General features: G+C 70.2%; 17 protein-coding genes and 9 pseudogenes. 13 read left to right on the top strand and 13 right to left on the bottom strand.

Annotated features, from left to right (window positions below):
* Window positions 1-242 precede the first annotated feature (242 nt).
* Window positions 243-1,175 (bottom strand): annotated as a pseudogene (locus tag IF73_RS40215) (IS5 family transposase).
* Between the two features lie 84 nt (window positions 1,176-1,259).
* Here IF73_RS40215 and IF73_RS40855 point away from each other — a divergent pair.
* A complete protein-coding gene (locus IF73_RS40855) occupies window positions 1,260-1,448 on the top strand; it encodes a hypothetical protein (RefSeq protein WP_158821874.1) in 189 nt (62 codons plus the stop codon).
* 60 nt (window positions 1,449-1,508) lie between these two features.
* Here IF73_RS40855 and IF73_RS41750 read toward each other — a convergent pair whose 3' ends face one another.
* Window positions 1,509-1,718, bottom strand: a complete 210-nt coding sequence (locus IF73_RS41750; protein ID WP_031002076.1) for a DUF6207 family protein — start codon at window positions 1,716-1,718, stop codon at window positions 1,509-1,511.
* Window positions 1,719-2,436: 718 nt separating this feature from the next.
* Here IF73_RS41750 and IF73_RS39210 point away from each other — a divergent pair.
* The gene (locus tag IF73_RS39210) at window positions 2,437-2,679 is read left to right on the top strand and encodes a transposase (protein WP_324616062.1); all 243 of its coding nucleotides are present in this window, start codon (window positions 2,437-2,439) and stop codon (window positions 2,677-2,679) included.
* A gap of 736 nt (window positions 2,680-3,415) precedes the next feature.
* Here the strand turns inward: IF73_RS39210 and IF73_RS0100110 are convergent.
* Window positions 3,416-5,020, bottom strand: coding sequence for an ABC-F family ATP-binding cassette domain-containing protein (locus IF73_RS0100110; protein WP_031002071.1), 1,605 nt, complete (start codon window positions 5,018-5,020; stop codon window positions 3,416-3,418).
* Window positions 5,021-5,779: 759 nt separating this feature from the next.
* On the opposite strand from IF73_RS0100110, the gene IF73_RS0100100 reads away from it, so the two are divergent.
* Window positions 5,780-5,977 (top strand): hypothetical protein, encoded by a 198-nt coding sequence (locus tag IF73_RS0100100; protein ID WP_031002067.1) that lies wholly within the window; start codon window positions 5,780-5,782, stop codon window positions 5,975-5,977.
* Window positions 5,978-6,871: 894 nt separating this feature from the next.
* Here IF73_RS0100100 and IF73_RS39200 read toward each other — a convergent pair.
* Window positions 6,872-6,979: pseudogene (locus IF73_RS39200) on the bottom strand (helix-turn-helix domain-containing protein); the annotation flags it as partial.
* Window positions 6,980-7,205: 226 nt separating this feature from the next.
* On the opposite strand from IF73_RS39200, the gene IF73_RS0100095 reads away from it, so the two are divergent.
* The 3 genes from IF73_RS0100095 (at window position 7,206) to aspA (ending at window position 10,606) form a co-directional block, all read left to right on the top strand.
* A complete protein-coding gene (locus IF73_RS0100095) occupies window positions 7,206-7,883 on the top strand; it encodes a FadR/GntR family transcriptional regulator (protein WP_031002065.1) in 678 nt (225 codons plus the stop codon).
* A 238-nt stretch (window positions 7,884-8,121) separates the two neighbouring features.
* Window positions 8,122-9,138 carry an asparaginase gene (locus IF73_RS0100085; RefSeq protein WP_031002063.1) on the top strand — a complete coding sequence of 339 codons (1,017 nt, stop codon included), beginning with the start codon at window positions 8,122-8,124 and terminating at the stop codon, window positions 9,136-9,138.
* 55 nt (window positions 9,139-9,193) lie between these two features.
* Window positions 9,194-10,606, top strand: coding sequence for an aspartate ammonia-lyase (gene aspA, locus IF73_RS0100080; RefSeq protein WP_031002061.1), 1,413 nt, complete (start codon window positions 9,194-9,196; stop codon window positions 10,604-10,606).
* Between the two features lie 306 nt (window positions 10,607-10,912).
* On the opposite strand, the pseudogene IF73_RS39195 reads toward aspA, so the two are convergent.
* Window positions 10,913-11,188, bottom strand: a pseudogene (locus IF73_RS39195) (helix-turn-helix domain-containing protein); the annotation flags it as partial.
* A 337-nt stretch (window positions 11,189-11,525) separates the two neighbouring features.
* Between IF73_RS39195 and IF73_RS0100075 the strand changes: the two are divergent.
* Window positions 11,526-11,729: an EF-hand domain-containing protein gene (locus IF73_RS0100075; protein WP_031002059.1), complete on the top strand. Its 204-nt coding sequence runs from the start codon at window positions 11,526-11,528 to the stop codon at window positions 11,727-11,729.
* 61 nt (window positions 11,730-11,790) lie between these two features.
* Here the strand turns inward: IF73_RS0100075 and IF73_RS42805 are convergent, their stop codons facing one another.
* A complete protein-coding gene (locus IF73_RS42805; protein ID WP_158821872.1) occupies window positions 11,791-12,141 on the bottom strand; it encodes a hypothetical protein in 351 nt (116 codons plus the stop codon).
* On the opposite strand from IF73_RS42805, the gene IF73_RS42800 reads away from it, so the two are divergent.
* Window positions 12,128-12,268: a hypothetical protein gene (locus IF73_RS42800; RefSeq protein WP_158821870.1), complete on the top strand. Its 141-nt coding sequence runs from the start codon at window positions 12,128-12,130 to the stop codon at window positions 12,266-12,268. The two genes, IF73_RS42805 and IF73_RS42800, sit on opposite strands and share 14 nt — an antisense overlap.
* A 283-nt stretch (window positions 12,269-12,551) precedes the next feature.
* Window positions 12,552-12,683: pseudogene (locus tag IF73_RS41740) on the top strand (TetR family transcriptional regulator); the annotation flags it as partial.
* A gap of 63 nt (window positions 12,684-12,746) precedes the next feature.
* On the opposite strand, the gene IF73_RS0100065 reads toward IF73_RS41740, so the two are convergent.
* Window positions 12,747-13,220 (bottom strand): MerR family transcriptional regulator, encoded by a 474-nt coding sequence (locus IF73_RS0100065; RefSeq protein WP_031002055.1) that lies wholly within the window; start codon window positions 13,218-13,220, stop codon window positions 12,747-12,749.
* Window positions 13,221-13,239: 19 nt separating this feature from the next.
* Complete coding sequence (locus IF73_RS0100060; protein WP_031002053.1) at window positions 13,240-14,112, bottom strand: SDR family NAD(P)-dependent oxidoreductase; 873 nt, start codon at window positions 14,110-14,112, stop codon at window positions 13,240-13,242.
* A 434-nt stretch (window positions 14,113-14,546) separates the two neighbouring features.
* On the opposite strand from IF73_RS0100060, the gene IF73_RS0100055 reads away from it, so the two are divergent.
* Together IF73_RS0100055 and IF73_RS40195 are read left to right on the top strand one after the other, a co-directional pair.
* Window positions 14,547-15,485 carry an FG-GAP repeat domain-containing protein gene (locus IF73_RS0100055; RefSeq protein ID WP_031002051.1) on the top strand — a complete coding sequence of 313 codons (939 nt, stop codon included), beginning with the start codon at window positions 14,547-14,549 and terminating at the stop codon, window positions 15,483-15,485.
* Between the two features lie 528 nt (window positions 15,486-16,013).
* Window positions 16,014-16,166 (top strand): annotated as a pseudogene (locus IF73_RS40195) (transposase); the annotation flags it as partial.
* Window positions 16,167-16,181: 15 nt separating this feature from the next.
* Here the strand turns inward: IF73_RS40195 and IF73_RS42485 are convergent.
* The 4 genes and pseudogenes from IF73_RS42485 to IF73_RS41725 form a co-directional block, all read right to left on the bottom strand.
* A pseudogene (locus IF73_RS42485) lies at window positions 16,182-16,283 on the bottom strand (DUF6207 family protein); the annotation flags it as partial.
* 689 nt (window positions 16,284-16,972) lie between these two features.
* A complete protein-coding gene (locus IF73_RS0100045) occupies window positions 16,973-18,178 on the bottom strand; it encodes a hypothetical protein (RefSeq protein WP_031002049.1) in 1,206 nt (401 codons plus the stop codon).
* Window positions 18,179-18,637: 459 nt separating this feature from the next.
* Window positions 18,638-19,344, bottom strand: a pseudogene (locus tag IF73_RS41730) (GmrSD restriction endonuclease domain-containing protein).
* A gap of 1,304 nt (window positions 19,345-20,648) precedes the next feature.
* Window positions 20,649-20,860 (bottom strand): annotated as a pseudogene (locus IF73_RS41725) (RidA family protein); the annotation flags it as partial.
* 94 nt (window positions 20,861-20,954) lie between these two features.
* On the opposite strand from IF73_RS41725, the pseudogene IF73_RS37290 reads away from it, so the two are divergent.
* Window positions 20,955-21,669 (top strand): annotated as a pseudogene (locus IF73_RS37290) (transposase family protein).
* Window positions 21,670-21,918: 249 nt separating this feature from the next.
* Entirely contained in the window at window positions 21,919-22,620 is a 702-nt protein-coding gene (locus IF73_RS0100015; protein ID WP_031002042.1) for a PQQ-binding-like beta-propeller repeat protein, read from the top strand.
* A gap of 727 nt (window positions 22,621-23,347) precedes the next feature.
* On the opposite strand, the gene IF73_RS0100005 is transcribed toward IF73_RS0100015, so the two are convergent.
* On the bottom strand, window positions 23,348-24,817 hold the full coding sequence (locus IF73_RS0100005) for an amidase (RefSeq protein ID WP_031002040.1): 1,470 nt from the start codon (window positions 24,815-24,817) through the stop codon (window positions 23,348-23,350).
* Window positions 24,818-24,851: the final 34 nt, after the last annotated feature.

Here is a 24,851-nt window from a genome sequence, read left to right as displayed (position 1 = left end):
AGGAGTGTGACACGAGGCGCCGACGGTCGAGGATGCAGGTTTGCCTCGCCTGTCCACTGCGCTCGCGGACGCCGGGCACGCCAGGTTGAGTGACGTCGCCGCCTCGTGGACCCGGTTGTATGCGGAGGACGGCGAGGTCATCGACACGGAGATTGCCGACGTGAATGTGGGAGATCTGGCTGCTCTCCTCAGCAGCGCCCGCCGCCAGAAGCAGAGCGTCTACTGCTGGGTCGCGTAGGAGCTCATGTCCGAAGCCAGATCGTGACGGCCGCGGCGGTGGCAGTGCCGAGGAAGACGTAGCCGCGCTTGTCGTAGCGGGTGGCGACTGCCCGAGACTGTTTCAGGCGGTTGATCGCCCGATCGACGGTGTTGCGTTTCTCGTAGCGGTCCTCGTCGAAGCCGGGCGGCCGTCCGCCACGGGCGCCTTTACGCAGGCGAGCCGCCTGGCTGTTGGTCTTCTCTCCGGGATGGTGTGGCGGATGCCCCGCCGTCGCAGGTACTCGCGGATCGGTCCGTTGCTGTAGGCCCTGTCGGCCGCGAGGCTGTCGGGCTTCTTGCGCGGCCTGCCCAGGCCAGATCTGGGCACCCGGATTTTCTCCAGGACCGGCGTGAACTGGGTGCAGTCCGCCCGCTGACCGGGTGTGACGACCAGGGACAGCGGGCGGCAACGCCCGTCCGCGCTCAGGTGGAGCTTGCTGGTGAACCCGCCCCGCGAGCGGCCCAGGCCCTCACCTCCCGCACCACCTCCACCAGACGGGCGACGAGACTCTGCCACGGCGTCTCGTCCTGGTGTTCCACCCCTGCGGCCCCCTTTTGTCCTGGGGCCGGCGGCGGGTCGGTGCGGGCGCCGGCTGCATGCTGATGCGCGCGGACAATGGTGGAGTCGACCGAGATGTCCCAGTCGATCTCGCCTGCGGCGTCGGCCGCGGCCTGGACCTGCTGGAGCAGACGCTTCCAGGTGCCGTCGGCCGACCACAGGCGATGGCGTTCGTAGACGGTCTTCCACGGCCCGAACCGTTCGGGCAGTCACGCCACTGCACCCCGGTCCGCACCCGGTGCAGGATCCCGTCGATCACCTGCCGGTGATCCCGCCACCTGCCACAACGCCCGTTGTTCACCGGCAGGAACGGCCGCAGCCGTTCCCACTCAGCATCGATCAGATCACCCCGCCCCATGCCCACAGCAACGACACGGGCACGGAGTAGTCACATGATCGGCCGGACAAGTCCTAGCGGCCGGCCCGCGCGTGGCATCCCGGCATGACCACGGCTTCGAAGGAGGACATCACGCACATGAGGCCGAAGCAGCGCAACAAGTACCACCGCCTCGGCTTCACATGGCCAGAGATCAAGAAGATCAACCGTGCCATCGGCCGCGGCGAGACAACCCTCACGCTCAAAACCACGGCCGGCGAAGTCACACTAGATCTCCCGCCCAGATGGCGCTGACCGCGAACCCGCCCGCAGCGACAGCCGGCACCGGCCCTGCATACGACTGCTCCAGCACCGCTAGCCGACGAGGTCGGGGCGGTGGCGCAGGTCCGCATACGCCCGCGACCTGACCCTCGCCTCGCCAGGGGTGCGCCGTACCGGAGTCATCCCGGATGTGGCCCACTGCCGCTGGAGGGCATCCATCACCGCGGCAGCGATGACTTCGTCTGCGGCAGCGATGTCCAGGACCACTAGCCCCGGTTCTGCGACGTGCTCATCGTTCTCCATGCCCCCAGCGACGTGCTCCGCTAGCGTCCGGTTCGCCAGCACAGTGAGAAGCCCCGTACGGGGGAGTCTGCTCACCGACTCGCCCCTCGGTAGCCGCGTCGGCCACATCTCGGCCGCAGAAATGAAACGCAGCCGCATCCGCTGACAGGAACGGACGGCTGAGCGTCCCATGCCAGGGAGCCGTGCCAACCCCCGAGCGGCACGAATCCCTCTCCGCCGTAGCCTCTGTCAGCTCCCCCCGACCAGTCACGCAAGGGCCAACGAACCAGTGGGCGGCATGGGTACGGTCAGCACCTGCGATGCCACCACGCCAACTCCGGGTCTTTCGTCGGCTCGTGATGCGTGCGCTTGAGGAGCACCGCGTCCAGGCGCTCGACCTGTACCCGAAGCTCGCCGGCGGCCCTCGGCGGAAGCATGAACAGAGCATCCTGCAGCTTGTCCCGGGCCCAACCCTCGCCGCAGCAGAAGCACGTGAACTCCTCCTCCCACGGCCTCCACCGGCGCCTCGTGCCGTGGACGCGCACGGACCACACGCTCAGCGCCGCCGCCACGATGCCCGGAGACGATCGATCCCGTTCGAACACACGGACAGCCGCATTCGCCGCTCCCGACAGACCCGGGACATCGCGATACCGCAACCAGGGGCTACGCCAGCCGCGCCCCCGAGGCCGAAGCAAAGCTGGTGGCCTACGAGGCACGGCCCCTTCGAATACAAGTCATGGGCAACATTCTCCCACAACCCAAGATCGGCCGGACAGAACCTACTGTAGGTCGTGTATCAAAAGTGGATCTTGGGCTGTGCATGATCGCGGTTCATGGGGCGGGGGATCTCACAGCCGAGCAGTGGGCAACGCTGGAGCTGTTGCTGCCGAGAGGGGCGAAGCCGGGGCGGCCACCGGTCTGGTCTCGGCGGCAGTTGATCGACGGCATACGGTTCCGGGTCCGGACCGGTGTTCCCTAGGAGGATGCTGTGTCGGAGAAGGTCGAGTCCGGCGCGTCCGTGCATCTGGCTCATGGCCCTCTTGGTGCGGGTGTTGACGCCCTCGGTGCAGCCGTTGGGGTAGGGCAGGGTCAGGCCGGCGTCGACGGCGGCGCCTGGTCGAATTCCGGGCCGTTGGCCCATCAGAGGACCGGGAACCACGGAGGCAGCCTCGACTGCCTCCGTCACCCCCGCCCCACCGAACCGCGGATGGCGGCACCCGGCGAGCCACCGCACATTCGCCACCCGCACCCGATTGATTCTCCGACGAGCCGGTAGTCCCACCCCACCGCCTCGTACGCAACCTGCGTACCGGCACGACGGGGTGGGGTGGAGCCTGTCCCGTAAGGCCAGAAGACGAGGAGCCACTGCGAACGGCCCGCCCGCAGCGCCGGGGACAGTGTCACCCGCTCCGGGGCTCGTGCGGGTGAGCGGGTGACCTGCGGCATGTGAGGCGGATGCCTGGGGACGCGGGGCGGGCTACGTCCCCGCACGATCAGGGAGGAGCCCATGGTGGTGTCGGCGTGCCATCCGGGGCCAGGTCGTAGGGCCACAACCTGATCGGTCGACCTTCTACGGCGTAGGGGCGCCGTGGTTGGCGGCTTCCCTGTAGAGGGCTTCGGCCTCCCTTCGGCCCTCCTTCGGCACCCCTTCGTTCCCCGGCCCCCACCGCCTCCGGGCCCACCCGGTCAGGGCGGAAGGGGCGCGGTCAGGTGGGTCAGGCGAGGGCGACCAGGTCGCGGTAGTCCTCGCTCCACAGGTCCTCGTCCGCGTCCGGCAGGAGCAGGACGCGGTCGGGGCGGAGGGCGTCGATGGCGCCCTCGTCGTGGGTGACCATGACGATCGCTCCGGGGTAGGAGTCGACGGCCGCAAGGACCTCGGTGCGGGAGACGGGGTCGAGGTTGTTGGTCGGCTCGTCCATCAGCAGCACGTTCGCACCGGAGTGGACCAGGCCGGCCAGTGCCAGGCGGGTCTTCTCGCCGCCGGAGAGCACCCCGGCGCTCTTGTCCGCGTCGTCCCCGCTGAACAGGAACGACCCGAGCACCCGGCGTGCCTCGCCGTCCGTCAGGTGCGGTGCGGCATCCAGCAGGTTCTCCAGGACGGTGCGCCCGGGAGCGAGCGTGTCGTGCTCCTGGGCGAAGTAGCCCAGCCGCAGCCCGTGCCCATGCACGACCCTCCCGGAATCAGGCCGCTCTGCACCGGCGAGCAGCCGCAGCAACGTGGTCTTACCCGCGCCGTTGAGGCCCAGGACCACGAGACGGCTGCCCCGGTCCACCGCCAGGTCCACACCGTCGAGCACGCGGTGGCCGTTGTAGGACTTGGAAAGGCTGACGGCGCCCAGCGGCATCCGGCCGCACGGCAGCGGCTCGGGCAGCCGGATCCTGGCAGTCTTCTCCGTACGGCGGACCGGCTCCAGGTCGGCCAGCATGCGCTGCGCGCGCCGGGCCATGCTGCGGGCGGTGACCGCGGTGGCCGAGCGGGCCTTGATCTTCTCCGCCTGCGCGTGCAGGGCGGCGGCCTTGCGCTCGGCGTTGGCACGCTCCCGCTCCCGCCGGCGCTGGTCCGCTTCCCGCTGGGCCAGATAGTCCGTCCAGCCGGTGTTGTGAACATCGATCGCCGCCCGGGTGGCATCCAGGTGGAAGACCCGGTTCACGACATCGGCGAGCAGGGCAGTGTCATGGCTGATCACCACCAGGCCGCCCCGGTACTCCCGCAGGAAGGTGCGCAGCCAGGTGAGCGAGTCGGCGTCCAGATGGTTGGTCGGCTCGTCCAGCAGCAGCACTCCGTCGTCCCCGGCGAACAGGATCCGAGCCAGTTCCACGCGGCGCTTCTGCCCGCCCGAGAGGTTGCCGACCAGCTCGGCCATCACCCGTTCGGGCAGGCCCAGACCGGCCGCGACACGGGCGGCCTCGGCTTCGGCCGCGTATCCGCCTCCGGCCTGGAAGGCCGCCTCCGCCCGGGCATAGGCACCCATCGCCCGCTCCAGGGCGCCGGGGACACCAGCCTCGGCCATCGCGGTCTCAGCCGCCCGCAGACGACGCAGCGCCGCATCCAGGGCGCGAGCGGACAGGATACGGTCGCGCACCGTGACCGCGGGGTCGGCGCCGCGGGAGTCCTGCGCGAGGAACCCGACCGGGCCGGTATGAACGATCGTCCCTGCAGCGGGCTTGGACCGTCCGGCCAGGGCGGTCATCAAGGTGGTCTTCCCCGCACCGTTAGGGCCGACCAGGCCGATACGGTCGCCGGCGGAGACGGTAAAGGAAAGGTCCGAGAGCAGCAGGCGGGCACCTGCACGCACATGGACATCACGAACAGTGATCATTGGGTTACGCTCCGAAAAAGCAAAAGGACACACTTCTGGCGTGGAAGCGGGTCCTCAGCTAGGAAACTCGGGGCGTAGACATGGCACTACCGTAAACGACATCCCGGGCAGGCCACATCCGCGCGGGGAAAGCGAGCACCCGGACCGCCCAGTCGGCGAGTCGGCGTACGGCCGTGACGGCTTGACAGCGGTGCGCGGAAGCCGCCCGCCATCACGTCGTCCGGAGTGGGCGGCTGTCCCTCGGGCGTGGCGGACCGAAGCGGATCACCGCGTAGACCTGCCGCCTGGCTTCTCCTCGACGCGCCCGCCGCGTTCAAGGCCGCGCACGGACACGTTTGGCCCCCGCAGAGGCACGCTCAGGACGGCGTCCGGCTGGGCGCGGGCCGACCCGCTGCCCCAAGCCAAGGGCCGGACCCTGCAGGAGTACGGAATGGTCTGGCGCGTGGACCTGCCCCCCTCCAGGAACGACAGCCGGCCGCCGCCTCCCAGCGTCGCGAACACGACCACCTCCGCGTTCCCCCACGGCACGTCCGCGACGGAGTACGGCTCGACGCCGGGCTCTACCGACAGCCGCACCGCCCGCACGAGCGAACCCTTCCGGCCAAGTGCGTGCATGCCAGATCTGGATCCGGCCGAACGGCGCAGTACAGCGGCTCGGCCCCTCGATCGACCCTGGCCCGAACCAGAAGAACTACTTTCAGAGGTACGGTCCTGACGGGAGGTCACGCAGGAGCACTCCACGGGAGAGATGGTGGTCCGATGAGTTCATTCCAGACGTTCCTCGACGTCGCCCCCCGCTGCCAGGGGTACTTCCTGGACCGCTTCTCGCTGGAGCGCATCGACGACGTCGCCGCGCTGGAGATGGGGCTCCGCTGGGGGCTCGGGAAGCCGGACATGACGTTCGCCTTTCGGGACGTCTACTTCTGCGCGATCGAGGTGCATTCCGGGGCCGGGTGACGCCCCGCTGGACCAGGTGACGGCAGCACTCCTGGAACCGAGCGACGCACCCTGACTCGAACTCGTCTGACCGACCGCAAACGTGAAGCCCCGCCCACCGATCGGCGGGGCTTCACCGCGCGGTCAGCGATGGAGCAGGCAGTGCGCCCGGAGTCGGCGCCAGCCTGTGATCGCCACGGTAACCGGGCGCGGCGGCCCAGCAGATGACGGCCCATCTGCGGCTTGTCGGAGGGCAGCGAGACAGCCCATAGCCACTCCGCCCCACCTGAGCAGCCGCCGGCGATCGACACCACATGAGGAGTCCACGTTCACGATCACGCTCCTTTCCCGACGAGGCCACGAGGCCCGCCTGTTTCAGGCTTGTCGGTCCATGGCGCGGGCGAGCTGGTCGGCGGGCTCACCGCATGGACGTGCGGCGGTCTGTGTCGTGTGATCTCGATGCCGTGGGTCCGGGAGGATGCCGAAAGGACGGATGGGGCAGCAAGATCCTGCCGGCGGTCGAGATGGAAGCGCGGACACGCGGTTGCAACCGCGTCGCGGTCTCCTCCTTCCCGTTTCAGGTACCTGGCTTCTACGAGCGCCACGGCCGTGCCCGTAAGGGCCGGACCCTGGGCATCCCCGGCGGTCACGGACGTGCACATGCTCGAGTCGCCGACCGAGCGCGGTCCTCGCACCTGACCTGACCGTGTTGGAAGCGGCCCCTCGTCGATGGCCGCCGCCGGGGGCGATGTCCAGGAGGCGGAGCTCGTAGCAGTACAGGGGGGACCATCATGTGCCCGCCGCGCCGGACGTGATCGTCGCCGACCTCGCGGCGCTGCGCGAGGCGGTCGAGGGCGTCGCTGCGATCGGAACGCAATCGGCAGACCCGGGGGCGACGGTCACTGTTGTGCGATGCGGTGGGGTGCGGGGTCTGCTCGAGCGGTCGTGGAGGCTCGCGTCGCCCTCGGCTCGCCGGCGGCAGACCCACGTGTGGGCGGTGGGCCGGGATATCCCCGTCGAAGCCACGGCCGAACCGCGTGACGGTCCACTCGGCGGTCGGCGGTCGGCGGGGACACGTACGGAGTTTCTGAAGGTGGGGGCGTGCGCGCGACGTGCGTGCCGACTGCACCGGGCACGGATCCTGAGACCGTGCTCCCCGCGCTTGACATGCCGGTTCCGCAGCCTGGAGGATCGCAGGGTGAACCTGTCAGACAGCCAGACAGGTGGGAGTCTGCGGCGTGTGAGCGCCATGGAAGCGGTACTCACCCACCTTCGCGGCGCCATCGAGCGCGGCGAGTACGCCATCGGCGACAAGCTCCCCTCCGAGGCGGAGCTCTGCCGCACCCTCGAGGTGTCCCGTCCGGTCCTGCGGGAGGCCCTGCGCGCCCTGCAGACCATGGGACTGACGGCCTCGAAGACCGGCAAGGGCACCTTTGTGGTCGCGAGCACCGTCGAGGACCCCACCTTCGGCGACTACGCAGCCAGTGACCTGCTGGAGGTCCGCCGTCACGTCGAGATCCCGGTCGCCGGGTACGCGGCGCTGCGCCGCACCCCGGAGAACCTCGACCACCTGGCCCATCTGCTCGACCGCATGGAACGGGAGACGGACACCACCGCATGGGTCGCGATGGACACCCTCTTCCACCTGGCCGTGGCCGAAGCCGCCCAGAACCCGGCGTTTCGCCGGGTGATCGAGGAGATCCGGGACGCCCTGGCGCGTCAGTCGACCTTCCTCAGCCAGCTGGGCGACCGGCGTGAACAGTCCAACCGTGAGCACCGGTCGATCGTCGAGGCGCTGATCGACGGCTCCGAGCACGACGCGGTCGAGGCGATGAGCCACCACCTCGACCGCGTCGAGACCTCGCTCACCGACATCGTGCGCTCTCCTCGCGCGAGCAGCCCCACGGAAGGCGGGCCAGAGGCGTGAGAGACCAAGACCTCGGGGACGAGTCGCGTACCTCGCGCCCTCATGTCGATGGGGGAGGCACCGGCCGCAGCACGTCGCTCAGGCCCCGGCACGCCAGCATGATCTCCGTCGGCGGAGCCATCGTCACGGGCTGTGTCCTCGGTGCCGACGGCCCGCTCGCCCCCACCGCACCCAAGACCGACGCGTAACCGGCGTGACGTCCCGCCGCCCGGCACGTTCGTTCGACCAAGAGGCACCCATGCACAGCGACACCCTCACGGACGCACCCGTCGTCCGTGAACCCCTGCATGCTCCCGTCGCCCACCTCGTCCGCGGTGGCGTCGTCGAGGGAATCCACTACGGCTCGGTCGTCGTCCTCGACGCCGAGGGCCGGGTCCGGCTCCAGCTCGGCGACATCGAGGCCGCGTTCTACCCGCGCTCGGCACTCAAGCCCGTCCAGGCCGTCGCCATGGTGCGCGCGGGCCTCCCGCTCGACGACGGCCTTCTCTCCCTCGCCGCCTCCAGCCATTCCGGCGAGGAACGCCATCTCGACGGCGCCCGGAGCATCCTCGCACTCGCCGGCCTCTCCGAGGACGACCTTCGAAACGCCATAGACATGCCCTACGGCCCAGCCGCCCGGGACGCCTGGGTACGTGCGGGCCGCGAGCCCGACCGCCTGGCCCACAACTGCTCCGCCAAGCACGCGGCCATGCTCTCCACCTGCCGGATCAACGGCTGGAGCCTGCACGACTACCTCGACCCCGCCCACCCCCTCCAGCAGGCGATCGCCGCCACCGTCGAGGATCTCACCGGACAGCGCATCGCCCGGACGACCGTCGACGGCTGCGGTGCCCCCCTCTTCTCCGTCTCCCTGCACGGCCTCGCCCGCGCCACCGCCCGGATCACCGCCGCCGCCCCCGGCACGCCCGAGGCCCGCGTCGCGAACTCCATGCGCGCGTACCCCGAGATGGCATCCGGTTCCGGCCGCGACGTCGCCGCTCTGATGGAGGCCGTGCCCGGGCTGGTGGCCAAGGACGGCGCCGAGGGCGTCGAAGTCGCAGCCCTCCCGGACGGCCGCGCCATCGCCGTGAAGATCGCCGACGGAGCCGACCGGGCCCGCGTACCTGTCGCAGCGGCCGCCCTCGCCCGGGCCGGCGTCGATCCCTGTCGGCTCACCGGGTTCCAGGGGGAGCCGCTGCTGGGCGGCGGCCGGCCGGTCGGCCACATCCGGCCCGTACCCGCCCTGACCCCGGTCACAACGCCGGCCGGAGCCTGACCCGGTACGGCCCCCGACCACCCGCCCACACCTCCGAAGGAAGAACCGCACCGTCATGACCGCAGAGGCCACCCGCAGCGAACACGATCTCCTCGGCCACCGGAACGTCCCGGCCGACGCGTACTGGGGTATCCACACCCTGCGCGCCCTGGAGAACTTCCCCGTCACCGGCACCCCGATCTCCGTCTACCCGCACCTCGTCGACGCCCTCGCCGCCGTCAAGGAAGCCGCCGCCCTCGCCAACCGGGAACTCGGCCTCCTGCCCGCCGACAAGGCCGAGGCGATCGTGGTCGCCTGCCGCGAGATCCGCGACGGCAGACTGCACGAGGAGTTCGTCGTCGACGTCATCCAGGGCGGCGCCGGCACCTCCACCAACATGAACGCCAACGAGGTCGTCGCCAACCGCGCCCTCGAACTGCTCGGCCACGCCAAGGGCGACTACCAGCACCTGCACCCCAATGAGGACGTCAACCTCGGCCAGTCGACCAACGACGTCTACCCGACCGCCGTCAAGATAGCCACCGTCTTCGCCGCCCGTGGCCTCCTCACGGCGATGACCGTCCTCCAGGACGCCTTCGCCGAGAAGGCCGTCGAGTTCCGAGACGTACTGAAGATGGGCCGCACCCAGCTCCAGGACGCCGTGCCGATGACGCTCGGCCAGGAGTTCTCCACCTACGCGGTCATGCTGGAGGAGGACCGCGGACGGCTCGCCGAAGCCGTCGAGCTGATCCACGAGATCAACCTCGGTGCCACCGCCATCGGCACCGGCCTCAACGCCCCCGCAGGCTACACCGAAGCCGCCCGCCGCCACCTCGCCGACATCACCGGACTGCCCCTGGTCACCGCGGCGAACCTCGTCGAGGCCACCCAGGACTGCGGCGCCTTCGTCCAGCTCTCCGGCGTCCTCAAGCGGATCGCCGTCAAGCTGTCGAAGACCTGCAACGATCTGCGACTGCTGTCCTCCGGCCCGCGCGCCGGCCTCGGCGAGATCAACCTCCCACCCGTCCAGGCCGGATCGAGCATCATGCCCGGCAAGGTCAACCCGGTCGTCCCCGAGGTCGTCAATCAGGTCGCCTTCGAGGTCATCGGCAACGACGTCACCATCACCATGGCCGCCGAAGCAGGCCAGCTCCAGCTCAACGCCTTCGAACCGATCATCCTGCATTCCCTGGCGAAGTCCATCACCCACCTGCAGGCCGCCTGCCGCACCCTCGCCGAGCGCTGCGTAGAGGGCATCACAGCCAACACAGATGCCCTGCGCAAGACCGTCGAGAACTCCATCGGCCTGGTCACCGCCCTCAACCCGCACCTCGGCTACGAGGCCGCCACCACCATTGCCAAGGAGGCCCTCGCCACCGGTCGCGGAGTGGCCGAACTCGTCCTGGAGAAGGGCCTGCTGCCCGCCGATATCCTCTCGGACCTGCTGAAGCCCGAGATCCTCGCCGGCAGCACAGCGCCCACCGCTTGACCGACGCGGGCGCGGTCCGTCCAGGTCGACCTGGAAGTCAGGGCAGAGCAGGAACCCACTGACCAGCAGCGGGGATGGTCTCTCCTTGCATCCATGCAGTGAGCGCGCGGCGGTGCCGGCAGGCGAGGGCGGGAGGGGCGTCGGTGCCGGCATCGGGGGCGCGGGAGCAGGCATTCTCGGCGTGCAGACCTGCAGCCGGAAGGGCTGTCGGACGGGGTGCGCGGCGATACCGGCAGGTGTTTCTGGAAGGCGTGGTGAGTGGGGCTCGTCTTGGTGAGCAGGGCGCTGGGGCCTGAGAGGTGGCACTTGCGATGCGTGCCGGGCCGAGCTGGCCGCCGGTCCGCAGCCGACAGACCCGGTCCTCGACCACCGGCGGCGTGCGGTGCGGCGTCGTGCGGGGCCGACGGGAACGGTCGTGGGAACCGCGTCGCCCTCGCCCTGCCGGCGGCGAACCCATGCGTGGGCGGTGGATCTCGATATGCCCGTCTCTGCGGCCACATGCGCGACCGGCTGGCCCGCCAGGACTCGTCCGACCAGGATCCGCCTGCCGTGAACGGTCAGCCGGGCGTTCCGGTGGGACACGAAGACCTCCGTGTGCGGTGTGGTGGAGCCCAGACACCTCCACCACACCGGAGGTCTTCGCCATGATCAGGCCCCGGCACCGTTGACAACGCTCGTGATCAATACAGTTAGGTCGTCCCCTACACCCCCGCCCCGTAGGTTCTGCTCTCGCCGTATGGGGCCTGGCCCTGCGGCCTTCGATCCCGCCGGACCGGCGTGGCTTGACAGCGTGGTGGCCCGGGGGAGTGGTCGCCGAGGCGGTCCGCTCTGAGGACTTGGTCGTCAGCGTGCCGTCGATGGTGTGGCAGGGTGGTGGGCATGTGGGCCTTCGGGCCCGTGAACGTGAGAGAGGTATGCCGTGAACGAGGCTGAGCTCAAGGCGCTGTTCGACGAGATCGACACGGATGGCGACGGGCGGATCAATATCGTCGAGTTGGCAGAGGGCTTCAAGGCAGAGGGAGCCCACGGGCACCTCGCGGAAGAGGTCAAGAAGGCCATGGCGGCCGACGCGAACCACGACGGCGTCCTCGACTTCGACGAGTTCCGCACCCTGCTGAAGTAGCGTCAGGCCTGACCGCGCGGGGGCGCCTGGGGTCCGCTCCAGGCGCCCCCGCGCGCCGGGTTCAGTGGGCCCCAGGCCCCGATGTCGTCGAGTGCTCCTTCTCCGCGGTGAGGAACACCGCAAGGTCCACGTGCTGCGCGACGAGGACGGCTGCATCAACCCCGCCGCACCAGGCACCGGCGTCGAGGACCAAGCCGACGATGCCGGCGACGAGGACGAGGCCGGCGAGACCGCGCAGGCCGTCGTCGAGTCCGCGCTGCTCCGCTTCGCCACGCCTCGCGACCCGGCCGCCATCGCGGCGTTTCTGCGCACCCGCGTCTACCGCCCGAAGTCCCTGGTGTGGCTGGAGGGCTACCAAGCCCTGCGCGGCTGGCGCGCCGAGAACAGCATCGAGGGCGGTGCGGCTCCGCAAGGACCAGCTGTACGCCGAGGGCATCGTGTGGGAGCCCGGCGACGAGGTGGGGGAGACCAGGCTCGCTGTCCTGCGCTCCCACCACCGTGCCCCCGGCCACCTCGCCCCCCGCCAGGACGCGGTGTGAGGCGGCAACGACGGCGAACCCCTCGCGATCGGCCGGCTGCTCGCCAACCTCCGCCGTCCCGGCGCTCTGGGCAAGGACCCCGAGCGGGCCGCCACCCGCGCGACGCAGCTCGCCGAGATCGACCGCGAATGGAACGCCCCTGGCCCCGGGACTGGCAGCGCCACCACCCGGTCCTCGCCCGCCTCGCCGCCGTCGAACCCGACGGCCGCCTTCCCGGGGTCGTCCACGACGGCGTCGTCCACGACGGAGACGACCTCGGCGCCTGGATCACCCGCCAGGACCGGGCCACGCCGCAGACGAGATCGTCCTGCCCCGCGAAGAACGCCGCGCGGAAACACGGGTCTGGCTCGCGTTCGTCGCCCGGGCCGCTGTCAGCGAGACACTCGTCGGCCCGCTGAGAAACAGCTACTCGGCTTGCGCGTGCAGTGGCCACCCGTGATGCATGCTCACATCTGGTCACGGGACCGGAGGGTGGGCGTCAGTCCTCCGGGTGTCCGTCGTAGACGCGGATCTTGTACTCGGTGATCTCCAGCGCCAGACCGAGTTCACGGATCTGCCGTCTGATGCGGTCCTGCTGGTCGTGCATGATGCGGCGGCGTTCCGGGATGGTGCCCGGGCCCTCCTCGACGAGCAGGATGTAGCGCTTCAGGTCGGTCATGGTCATGCCCGACAGGCGCATCCGGGTGAGGAAGACGAGTCGGCGCAGGTCGAGCGCGGAGTACTCCCGGTACCCGGATGTGTTACGAGCGGGCCGCACGAGTCCCTCCTGCTCGTAGTACCGGAGGGTGTGCGTCGACAGGCCGACCAGCCGGGCGGCCTCGGCGACGCTCTTGGGCATCGCCGAGGCCTCGATCGTGGCGTCGTCGAGGAGCTCGTGCAGAGCATCGATCGCGGACGAGGACGGCCCGTCGCCGGCAGCGAGGATGCGTTCGATCAGCGCTTCAGTGGCCATGGCCTGCAGCCTACGGCGATCAGAACGCGCGCACTGCGGGCGGCAGCCCCGGGAAGTCCGCCGACTCGCTCACCGACGCCCATTTCTCGACGTCGTCGAGCCCGCTCCGGTAGACGCGGGTGAGGTTGCGAACGGCCTCGGCACCGAGGGGGATGCGGAGCGGCGCGTCGGGGGTGTCGAGCATGTCGCGGATCACCCGGGCGGCACGTGCCGGGTCGCCCTCCTGAACGCCGTCGGCCTCGGCCATGTTCGCACGCACGGCGCTGACGGAATCGTCGTAGGTGGAGCTCTGCCGCGCTGTGTTGAGTACGTCGGGGGCGTTGAACGCGGTGCGGAAGCGGCTGGGTTCGGCGATCAGGACACGGATGCCGAACGGGGCGATCTCACCCGCGAGCGCCTCCGACCATCCCTCGAGTGCGAACTTTCCGGCCGAGTAGCTGCCGACGGCGGGGAACGACATCCGCCCTCCCTGGCTGCTCATCTGCACGATCGCGCCCGAGCGGCGCTCCCGCAGATGGGGCAGCACGGCGCGCACATAGGCGGCCGGGCCGAACAGATGCTGCTCGAGCATGGCCCGCAGTTCGGCATCCGTGATCTCTTCGGCGGTACCGACCTGGCCGGCACCGGCATTGTTGACGAGCACGTCGACACGCCCGAACACCTCCAGCGCCCGCTGCACGACCGAGGACGCTCCCGCCGTGTCACGCACGTCGTGCTCGACGGCGAGAAGCCGGTCCCCGTACCGGGCCTTGAGCCCGTCGAACCGGTCGGCCCGCCGCGCGGTCCCGACCACCTGCTCGCCGGCCACGAGAGCCGCCTCGGCGAGCGCCAGGCCGAGGCCCGAACTCGCACCCGTGATGATCCACGTCTTCGTCTCGTTCGTCTTCGTCATGCCCCCGACGCTAAAGCTTCAAGTGCACTTGAAAGCAAGCCCGTCCCGGCGCGGCACAGTGGTGACCACCTCGACGCCATCGCAGCCGAACTGAACGCCGCCCGCGCGGTACGCCCGGCTGGCGTACCCCAGGCCGTGCATCGGCAGACGGCGGGCACCGCAAGCACCGGCACGCTGTGGACCAGCTCCTCCAGCGGCGACCGGGCGAATCGGATCCGCGTCAGATCGTCGGGGTCGAACAAAGGCTCGATCACCGGGGAAGCGCAGCGCCGTCACGAGCGTCCGGACGGGCCTCGCCCTGCCGCCGATTAAGCGGTGACGAAATCGTGGCGGGCCATGGCCTCCCGGGCGGAAGGTCTTCCCAGCGCAGGACGCCGCACCTCCGGGTGGCGCAGCCGGCGCCTCCGAAGCAGACCTTCTCCAGGGGGATTTCCATGAAGATGATGAGCAAGCGCGTACGCGCCTTGGTCCTCGCGGCCGCCGTGGCCGCGCCCATGCTGGGCGTGACCGGCACCACCACGGCGGCCCATGCCGCCACGTCGGGCGCCACCAGCATCGTGGGCCGACCCGACCTCACCGGCGACGGCAGGGCCGAACTGATCTCCAAGGGGGACCAGTTCTACGCCTTCAGGAACGCGAGCGGCCACACCTGGGGCTGGCCCTGGGACGGCAGCACGAGCTTCGGGGCCGGCGAGGGCTGGGGCGGTGTCGACGGCCGCGGCGTCTACTTCGCCGACATGGACGCCGACGGCTTCAAGGAACGTATCCAGAAGTACGGTGACGGCTTCAGGGGCTGGCACAACGCCGAGCGGGGCTGGACCAGCAATCCGTTCCCGGCGACCTTCACCACCGGGACCTCCGGGTGGAGCGGCGTGAACGCGGCCGACGTCTGGTTCGCCGACATCAACGGCGACAACCAGGCCGACCTGATCCAGAAGGTCGGCTCGTACCTGCGGTACTTCCCCAACCGCGGGGGCGGCAACTCCTGGGGCGGCGCGATCTCCCTCGGTGTCGCCAACGTCAGCGACCCGAACCGCATCCACTTCGCCGACCTCGACGGCGACGGGGACGCCGAGCTGATCGAGCACACCGGCACCAGCTTCTACGTCTCGCCCAACACGCACGCCGCCGGCGGCGGTTTCCCCTGGCCCGGCGAGTACGACCACACCACCGGCTCCGGCTGGGAGGGCGTGGACCCGAACAACGTCTGGTTCGCCGACATCACCGGCGACGGTCAGGCCGACATCGTCCAGCGGAACGGTGACGCGCTGCAGTACTACCCGAACACGGGCAAGGGCAAGGGCTGGGCCGGGGCCAGGGGCTGCGGCACCGGCTGGCAGTACACCGACCCGAACAACATCTACTTCGTCTGACGCTCGTCCCGGGGGAACGGGGGAACGGGGGAACGGGGGAACGGGAACCCGGGATCAGGGCGGACGGGGGAAGGGGGGAAACAACCCGGGGGCTCGCGCGACACCACCGCGCGGGCCCCCGGGCGCTTCCGTGTCGGTGGGGCCGCTCGTCGCGGTTGACCTTCGTGTTGGTCGAAGTCCGATGCGGCGCGGTGCCGAACGAGGATCTGATGCCGATCGGGGTCTTCGCCCAGCGCACCCGCCTGACCTTCAGCGTTCCGCGCTTCTACGGCGACTTCGGGCTCCTGCCCCCCCCCCGGCCGAGGTCACCCGGTCTCGGGCTACCGCTACAGCGCCGATCAGGTGGCCGGGCGACCGTGCTGCGTCGGCTCCGTGAGATCGCCATGCCCCTGGGCTCCGGGGCCGACGCGGCGGCCCGGCTGTTGGACGAGCACGTCGCGAAGGTGGACCCGAGCCCGACCACGCGGTCGGCGACAAGGGCTAGTCGGCCCGCACTTTCCGGGCCCGGGACGCAGAAGACGTCGCGAACGGCCCTGCGGGTTCGACAAGGCCGCCTACCAGCGCCGCAACGTCGTCGAACGCTGCTTCCACCGACTCAAGCGATGGCGCGGCATCGCCACCCGCTACGACAAGCCTCCCGACCGATACCTCGCCGCCATCACCCTCGCCGGCACCCTCATCCTCCGCCCATTGCCGCTGGAGGCTGTCCATCACCGCTCGCGCTGTATCTTCGTCCGCCGCTGTGACGTCGAGGACGACGAGTCCCGGCTCGGAGATGTGTTGATCGTCGTTCTTCATGCCCTGCCAACGGGTGCACCAACCCACCGGTTCACTGACGGGCCGGAGGAGCATCCGTGCGAGGGAGCCGTTGACGCCCCAGCGGAGGATGCCAAGCCCTGCGTCCAGCCGACAGATCTCGCAGGCGCGGATGGCGCGCCAAGGATGGGCCGCGGTTCGTGAGACCGATAGCGGTCGCGGTGCCCTGGACGAAGGTGACGCCAGTTCACGTCGGTCCGGCGCGTGCGGTGGGCCACCCGGATTGCGCTGAACATACCCGTGTAGCCGGCGCCGAGAACGACGAAGTGGTGGCCGTTGCTCATCTCAATCTCCCAGTGTCGGGCACCGGCTTCGGTACCGGTGACGCCCTTGGGACAAGCGACCACGGCTGGACGTGACAGCCCTCAGGTGCGACTCACGTCTCGCTGTGCGTCGTCGTGGGTCGGGCGCGATGAAACGGGGAGACACCCGGCCACTCCGCGAGGCCCCACCCCGGAGGGGCGTTCCGCTGGCGTCCTCACACTGGCAGGCAACGGCTCCTGCCCCAGATGGCGGAGGTGGCGGTCGAGAGCGGGGACGCTGCGGCCGGTCCCCGCTGGAGTGCGGCGGCCGCCAACATCCTGGGTGCTCTGGCTGACGCGGTCACACAGACCATCCTTGGAGGGACGCGAGGTCCTGGCCCTGTCTCCGGCCCATGGTGCAGGTGATGGTCAGCTGCCCTGTGGCTGGTGGTCCCAGAGGTTCACGGTCTGTCCGACCTTGAGCGGCCTGTCGGAGGGGCCTTTGATGTGGGCGGGCACGATGCGGTCCTCGTGTTCGCATCCGCTGTCGCCGTGGGCGCGGGGGTTGAGGCAGGTGTTGCGCCGGTATGGGCGTACGGGCCAGCGGCAGGACCACTGTGGGGCACGGCGGCCGGTGGAGGCGAGGGCGTCCTGTTCGGCGGCGTCCTGGCTGGGACGGTGGGCCGTGTGGACGTTGACGAGGCGGACGCCGGAGGGCCCGGTGATGCCGTCGCGGCGGTCACGCTTGCGGCCGGCGCGGTCACGCGGGATCTCCTCGACCTCGGTGAGCTGGGTCTTTCCGGTCTGGCTCATCAGCTGCCAGGCGGTGTAGACGACCTGGGCCCATTCCTTCGTGGGGTCGGGCTCCAGCTCCCCGAACGGCACCCCGAAGGCAAGAGCGGTTTCGTTTTCCCAGGTCAGAGGGGTGCGGTGGGGGTGTGCCTGGATGACGCCCGCGGTGATCGCGGTGCCGTCCGGCGCGGTGGCGATGACGGTGTCCGGTGCCAGGGCTTCGAAGGCGCTGCCGGGCTGGGAGTAGAAGGTGAGCCACACGCCGTCGAAGTTGTGCGGGATCGGCTCCACTGTGCCGTGCGTGCGCAGGTTGAACCACCTCACGGCGGGGTCGCCGCTCAGGCCGGCGTCGTCAGGGGCCCACACACCCCAGCTGACGGCGACGATCGGCGTGGTCACGGTAGTGTGCGCCCCCTCGAGGGTCATGGGGCTGTCGGCGAGGACCTCGGCGAGGTCCTGGGTGTGGCCGCCGATCGGCTCGGCGAACACCATGAGGCCGTAGGGGGAGGGCAGCCGTGTCTCTTTGACCGGCTCTGCGGGCGGGGTGGAAGCGGCGGCCAGCGCGAGCGAGGTCATGTCGGCGGTGGCGTAGTACAGGTGGGCTTCGCGCAGGCGGCGTTCCTCGGCGCGGGCGAGCAGCGAGTAGGCGACCGCATCCGGCGAGCCGTCCATGCCGGGAACGGTCGGAAACATCGCGGTGTTCCCGGTGTTGGTGGCCTGGGCGAGCGACTGAATGGACTCGTCGCTGGTGATGTAGTCACACATCCGCGCCCTCCACTCCGGCAGTTCGCGGGGCTCGGGCGCCTTCCAGGGCGCGGCAGCGAGCTCGGTCAGGGTGGTCACTAGTGGCCTCCAGCTGGCAGGGGAAGGTTCCGGTGCGTAGGTCGGGGACGGGGTGGTAGAGGGTGCTGGGGGGAGTCGCCGAGGGGCTGGCGATCGAGGCCCGGAGCAGTCCCGGGCCGGGCAGCAGGTGGCGGGGCGGCTTTGACGGCTTGCTCGGCGGCGGTGGTGGGGCGTTCCCAGGTGCGTCCACTGGGGGCCGGGGCCGCCGTGGTCATCGGGGAGCCACATTCGCTTCCACAGGGGCAATCGGGTCGCCGCATCACCCTCGTCAACGGGCCGGGTCACCGGTGGCGCGGAGCTGTAGCTCGTCCGCGTGACCGGCGCTGGGAAACGCCCCGGGCGACCGCCGGCCGCCGGTTACGGCGAGCATGCAGGAGGGGGAACGGGTTGACTGGTCGTTAGTCTCGCCCCTTTGTGCCCACACCCTCGGCTGCGGCGCCCATTGCGTTCTCGGGGCGCCTACGGCGCCGGGGTGTAGTGCATACCGTGTTCTCACACGCCTCCGCGTACACCGTCAGCGCGTCGAGCTCGGCCTAGTCCGCGGTCGATCCCCAGCGCAGCTTCGTGGCGGTCCACTCGCCGACGTCGCGGCAGCGCGCGTCCGGGAGCGGCGGCGTCCACTCGGCCGAAACCTGGTCCGCCTTGGCCGTGTTCGACCGTGCGGTGACCGCGACCAACGAGGTAGCGGCGTCCTGGCCGTTCGCGTACGCCTCTCGCCGCCGGGCCCCAGTCACCGGCGCCGGAGCCCCATGCCTCGGCGAGCGGCACCATGTGGTCGATGTCGAGCGTGGCCGGGTCGGTGACCTCCTGGCCGTCGTAGTACGGACACCCATTCGCCACCGCTGAGCTCGCAGCCGGCGGCGACCGTCGGGGCCTCGGTTGCCTGGGCAAGGAGCACCTCGTTTGCGGGTGTTGCAGCCATCGCCCTTGTCCAGCCTGGTGTTCCAGTGCCGGAACTCGTCCCGGGTGTAGCCCTCTCTGGACTCACCGGCGAGTCTGCTCAACCGCGTGGAGCAGGGCGAGGACAGTCGCGGCATGGCCTGCGGCAGGCGCGGCGCAACTGCGGGTGAGGTGGGAAGAGCGAGCGGGGACGGGAGCAGGGAAGACGCGGCGGCGCGCACCAGGTTCTTGATCACGGAGGTAAGAGATAGCGAATCCGGCGTCATTGACGTACTGGGATGCGGCGGCTGCTGGTCCCTGTGGGGGATGAAGTTCACCGGGGAAACGGCCCTTCGACGTACGTACGTCCGAACCCGGCTGTGCGTGCCGCTGGTGCAGGTGCTCTGGGTGTGGTCGGAGCGTGTCGGGACGGGGGTGAGGGGCGTGGTCGCCGGAGGTTCACCGGCGAGCACCTGCCGTCGGTGACGAGGCGCCGCTTCGCGGTGGTTGCGAAACGCTACCGTCCGGCCATGACGACGAACGCCTCAGCCCTCGCGGCGGCTTCGGCCGCCGCTGTCCTGCTGGCTGTTCCGGCCCCGGTGCACGCGGCTCCAGGCGCGGCGCAGCCCTACAGATGCCTGGGAGGGGAAGTCGACTCACGAGGCCGGTCGTCTGTGGACGGCAGGAGTCGGCCTGGGACGAGGTCTCGAAGTTCGAAGACGCTCAGACAGGTGAAGATCAAGCCGGACGATGCGACGTCCTGCGCCGACCCGGAGTGGAAGGACACCAGCAGCACCGGCAAGGGCTGGAACCTCGTGTACGGCAGGTGGGACCCGAGCACGGGCACCGACTACCTGTGGTTCAACCGGGCGTATCTGGATGACGGAAGGTCGCACGGGTCAAACGAGGGCCGCAGGCGGGTCGCAGTGCACGCGCTGGGCCACGCGCTGGGGTTCTGCCACAAGAAGACCGACAAGCTGTCGGTGAGGTGGGAGACCTACAGCGACATCGCGGCTGACGGTGGGCGGCTGGTTCGGCTACCAGCATCTGGAGGCGCAGGTCGGGACGGGTTCGGTGATCCGCGGTTACGACGCCCGGACGCCGGCGGGTACGGTGCCGCACTCCGAGGACGTGTTCACGGGCCGAGTGGAGGCGTTCGAGGGGCAGTGGGAGATCGACTCGTGGTCGACGGACATCTACCTGGTGCACGTGGTCTCGGTGCTGCGTGGTGACGTGACGGGCATCGTGCGGGTGGGGCGCCCGACGAGGAGCCAGGGCAGAGACTGCCAGCCGGTGAGACGTACGTGTTCGCGACCCAGGCGTGGCGGGACGACGCGACGGTGAAGGGCGGTCAGGTGATGTTGTTCCACAGCCCGATGAAGCCCGTGGACGCGACACAGCTGGCCGCGTCGAAGAGCGCGCCGGGACTGCCGCTGCGGGCTGCGGGCTGGAACAGTAAACGGCCGGCGCCCCGTTCCCGAAGACCTGTCGCGGACCGTCGGGGCGGGCCCCCCGCCCATCCTTTGACGGCGGCCACCGGAGATCTCTTCACGCGGCCGTGCCGGGACTGCGTGAGCCCCTCTCGAAGAGATCAGTCCAGGAGCGGGGTCGCCTCGACCTTGACGAGGACGTCCGGCTCGAAGTGGTACTCGACGCCGATGAGGGGGGCCGGGGGATGGGAAGCCGGAGGGCGAGTTCCTCGGCGACGGCCTCCACGCCGGCCATGAATTCGCCGATCCACCAGGTCCGGTGGAGGGTCAGGCGCACCACGTCCGCGAACGTCGCGCCCGCGCCCTCCAAACCGTGTTGCAGATGGCTTTGGTTCGGGCATTTTCCCTGCTTGCGTAGGGTGTTGAGGGCTGAGCCGTTGTGGGTGGAGACGGTCACGGGGCTGCGGATGCGGCAGTTCGAGCGGCTGCTGAAAGTCGTGCGGGAACGGGGCGGAAAACGGTGCAGGCGGCGGCCGTCCGTGGTGCCTGCCGCCGGCGGACCGGGTGCTGCTGGTAGCGGTGTACTACCGCACGAACCTCACGATGGGGCAGCTCGCGCACTGTTCGATGTCTCGTCTGCGACGGTCTGCTCTGCCGGGTCGTCCAGCGGCTGCGGCCGTTGGACGCGATCGAGCCGGCAGCACGTCCGGCCGACGCGGTCGACCGGCTGTGGATCGTGGACGGCACCCTCGTCCCGGTCCGCGACCGGAAGACCGGGGCGTCCTCACGCAACTACCGGTTCTCGGCGAACGTACAGGTCATCATCGACGCCGACACCAAGCTGGTCATCGCCGCGGCCTGGCCGACACCCGGCAACACGACGGGAAGGTCTGGGGGGAGTCCGGCTTGACCCCCGTCTGTGAGGGCGTGACGGTGCCGGCCGAGGGCGCCCACATCAACACCGGGCTCGTGGCCCCGCACCGCAAACGGCCGGGCAGTGCCCTGCTGCCGGGCGAGGAGGAGGACAAGGCCGAGCACCGTAAGGTCCGAGCCCGGGTCGAGCACGCCTTCGCCCGCATGAAGCACTGCAAGATCCTCCGAGACTGCCGACAGCGTGGGAACGGTCTCCACTACGCGGTCCACGCCGTCGCCCCCATGCACAACCTCGCCCTCGCCGCATGACGAGACCGGCCGCAAACCCGGCTCTGGCCTGCCCGGACGCGACCTTCTGCAACACGCTTCATAGGCAGTGGCTTCAAATGATCATCGCCGATCGCGGTGTCGTGGTACTTCGTCATGAGCTGCCCGATAGCCGGAGGCGCGCGTCCGGGTCGGGCAGGTGGCGCCCTATGATGATCGCCGCTGAGGGACACGGGAATTTACGTGGACCGTCGACAGCGAAGCGCTCCGCCCCGCCTCCAGGACTCCTCCGTGTCCGCCGGCGGCGGCGTCGCCGTGCTCCTCCAGCAAGACCAGCTGCGCGCCGTGCACGTCCGTACCGGGAAGCCCCGCTGGAAGGCGGCCCTACCGAAGGACTGCGTCCCGGGCCGGACCGCAGCGGCCGAGCACCAGATTGCCGCCGTCCTCGCCTGCGGCGGCGAGGACAACCTGTGGGACGAGAAGGTCGCGGAGGACGCCGAACTGCACACCGCCGCCTTCGACCCGGCCACCGGCGCGCTCAGGTGGTCCACCCCGCTCGGAGGCCGGCGCCCCATCGAGCATGACGCCTCCACGGACTTCGTGTCGGCCGATCCGGTAGTGGTGGCCGCCTCCGAGGATGGCGAGCACGGTGCGTACTTCTCCTTCGGTGCGGACGGCCGCCCGAACCCTCCGATCGACTTCAGCGGCCCGTACGGAAGGATCCACTACGTCCACAGCCTGACTCTGGCGGTGGCGGACGACCGCAGGCTCTATGCCCTGCCCACGCCCCCGACACTGAGGTCTCGTGACAGCCGAAACCACCTGATCGCCTTCGACCTGGCCACCGGGACCCCCGTCTGGGGCGGCCCCGACGACGACCGCCTCGACGGCGACAGCGGGTACCGCCTTCTCGTCCAGGACGGGAAGCTCACCGTCCTCACCTCGCACCTCGAGGTCCTACCGCGTCCGTGTCCTCGACCCGGCCACGGGTGAGCAGCGCGAGATCAGCGATCTCCCGGACAGCATGGACTCCGCCGACCGGATCTTCACGTACCGGGACCGGCTCATCGTCGCGCGCTATGACGCCGACTCGACCGGGCGCCGGCCCTTCACCGCCTACGAACGTCGCTGAGGCACCACCGCACAGCCGTCACCCACGCGTCAATCCTGATGCAGGCGTGCCCTGCTCGGCGACCCAGGCCCGCATCGTCCGGCTCCAGTGAGCCGACAGCCCTTCCCAGACCAGCACCACCCGCTCATCGCGACCCGGGATCAGGGCGGATGCGGGAACGGGGGAAACAGCCCGGGGGCTCGCGCGACACCACCGCGCGGGCCCTCGGGCGCTTCCGTGTCGGCGGGGCCGCTCGTGGCGGTTGACCTTCGTGTTGGTTGCAGCCTGATGATGGCGCGGTGCCGAACGATGATCTGATGCCGATTGCCGCGCGAGCTTCGGGGACGAAGTAGGGGGACGCGGTGAGCGCGCCGGTGGTGAGGTCCGCCGTGCTGAGACGCCCGCGACTACACCTGGTGGCACAAACGGCTCGACGTGATCGGCGCGCCCTCGCATCGCCGATCTCCTCACCGACCCCAGGCCCGGGCCCGCGGTCTCTTCCATGAGCCACCCACGAGCCCTCGGCCACCACACAGGCACGCTTCCCCGTCATGTTCGGCGCGGGCGCGGCACCTTCCGCCGGGCCGCTCCAGCTCTCGGCGAGCAGACTCAGGAGCTGCTCGCGGAGCTCGGCCCGACCTGGGGTAGGCGGTCCGGGGAGTAGGTCCAGGGCCGGAGCTGCTCCAGGGCCTTGCCGATCCGGAAGACGGTCGGGTCGTCGTAGGTGTGACCGACGATCTGGACTCCTGTCGGGAGGCCCCAACTGGATCGGCCGCTAGGCACGTTGAGGACCGGGCAGCGGTTGTTGATGTTGAAGGGGGCGGTCATGGCCGCCCACAGGGGTTCGCCGTGGTCCTCGCCGTTCACCACCAGGCGGCCCAGGAGGTCGTCTCCGGCGGGCAGACCGGGAACGGCCGTCGTCGGGCAGATCAGGGCGTCGAACGGTTCCATCGCCTCGGCCAGTTCGCGCTGCAGTCGTGTCTCGACACGCAGGCCGTCGAGGTACGAGACCCGCTCGCGGGCCTCCGCCATGGTGTCCGCGAAGGCCACCGCGTAGCCCGACATCCGGTCGCGGTGCTTCGCCTCGACCTCGGAGACGAGAGCCCCGAAGATCGTGGAGAAGTGGGCGGCGAGGCTGAGGAGGAGGTCGTCCTTGGTCCAGGGGAGCTCGATCTCCTCGACGACCGCGCCCGCGTCGGCGAGGGCACGGGCGACCGCGCGGGTGTTGTCCTCGATCTCCTGATGGACGTCGTATGCGCCCAGGCGGAGGCACAGGGCGATGCGCATCCCCTCGACCGTGTCGTACTCGGCCGGCAGGACGAGCTTGGGGCGCAAGGACACGTGGTCGCGCGGGTCGGGTCCGGCCAGGACGTTGGCGAAGGTGACGCAGTCGTCCACGGTCCGGGCCATGGGGCCGTCGCCCCGGTAGTGGTCGGCGGAGAGCGGCGCGACGCCAGGGATCCGGCCGTAGGGGGCCTTGAAGCCGACGGTGCCGGTGAAGGCGGCGGGGATGCGGGTGGAGCCGCCGATGTCGGAGGCGGAGGCCAGGAGGGTGGAGCCTGCCGCGAGCGAGGCCCCTGCGCCCCCGGATGAGCCGCCGGGGGTGAGGTCGGGGTTCCACGGGTTGCGGGTGACGCCCCACAGGCGGCTGTGGGTGAAGGTGGCGATGGAGAACTCGGGGGTGGTGGTGCGGGCGTGGATGATGCCGCCGGCCTCCAGGATGCGGTCGATCACCGGCGCGTTCTCGGTCGCGGTGACGCCGGCGCGGACCAGCGAGCCCTCGGTGAGGGAGCGCCCGGCGATGGCGTGCTTCTCTTTGGTGGCGATCGGGATGCCCTCCAGCGGGCGCGGCGTCAGGCCGCCTTTGCCGAGGAAACGGTCCTCGGCGTGCCGGGCCTGTTCGAGCGCCTGGTCGAAGAGTCGCTCGGCGAAGGCGTTGACGACCGGTTCGGTCTGTTCGGCGCGGTCGATCACCGCACGCATCAGCTCCACGGGGGAGAGCTCGCGGGCCGCGAAGAGCCGTCGGGCGTCGGTGGCGCTGAGATAGGCGAGACCGGAGCCGGGGTTCTGCTTGCTCATGGGGAAGCCTTTCCGGAGGGCGGAGGGCGGAGGG

It is taken from the genome of Streptomyces sp. NRRL F-5727 (assembly GCF_000719555.1).
Taxonomy (GTDB): Bacteria; Actinomycetota; Actinomycetes; order Streptomycetales; family Streptomycetaceae; genus Streptomyces.
This window is presented reverse-complemented; position numbering and strand designations above follow the sequence as displayed.

What these genes read in the sequence shown, in the direction of transcription:
- IF73_RS40855 (WP_158821874.1), top strand. Translation starts at nt 1,260, where the DNA reads ATGACCACGGCTTCGAAGGAGGACATCACGCACATGAGGCCGAAGCAG.
- IF73_RS41750 (WP_031002076.1), bottom strand. Translation starts at nt 1,718, where the DNA reads ATGGAGAACGATGAGCACGTCGCAGAACCGGGGCTAGTGGTCCTGGAC.
- IF73_RS39210 (WP_324616062.1), top strand. Translation starts at nt 2,437, where the DNA reads ATGGGCAACATTCTCCCACAACCCAAGATCGGCCGGACAGAACCTACT.
- IF73_RS0100110 (WP_031002071.1), bottom strand. Translation starts at nt 5,020, where the DNA reads ATGATCACTGTTCGTGATGTCCATGTGCGTGCAGGTGCCCGCCTGCTG.
- IF73_RS0100100 (WP_031002067.1), top strand. Translation starts at nt 5,780, where the DNA reads ATGAGTTCATTCCAGACGTTCCTCGACGTCGCCCCCCGCTGCCAGGGG.
- IF73_RS0100095 (WP_031002065.1), top strand. Translation starts at nt 7,206, where the DNA reads ATGGAAGCGGTACTCACCCACCTTCGCGGCGCCATCGAGCGCGGCGAG.
- IF73_RS0100085 (WP_031002063.1), top strand. Translation starts at nt 8,122, where the DNA reads ATGCACAGCGACACCCTCACGGACGCACCCGTCGTCCGTGAACCCCTG.
- aspA (WP_031002061.1), top strand. Translation starts at nt 9,194, where the DNA reads ATGACCGCAGAGGCCACCCGCAGCGAACACGATCTCCTCGGCCACCGG.
- IF73_RS0100065 (WP_031002055.1), bottom strand. Translation starts at nt 13,220, where the DNA reads ATGGCCACTGAAGCGCTGATCGAACGCATCCTCGCTGCCGGCGACGGG.
- IF73_RS0100060 (WP_031002053.1), bottom strand. Translation starts at nt 14,112, where the DNA reads ATGACGAAGACGAACGAGACGAAGACGTGGATCATCACGGGTGCGAGT.
- IF73_RS0100055 (WP_031002051.1), top strand. Translation starts at nt 14,547, where the DNA reads ATGAAGATGATGAGCAAGCGCGTACGCGCCTTGGTCCTCGCGGCCGCC.
- IF73_RS0100005 (WP_031002040.1), bottom strand. Translation starts at nt 24,817, where the DNA reads ATGAGCAAGCAGAACCCCGGCTCCGGTCTCGCCTATCTCAGCGCCACC.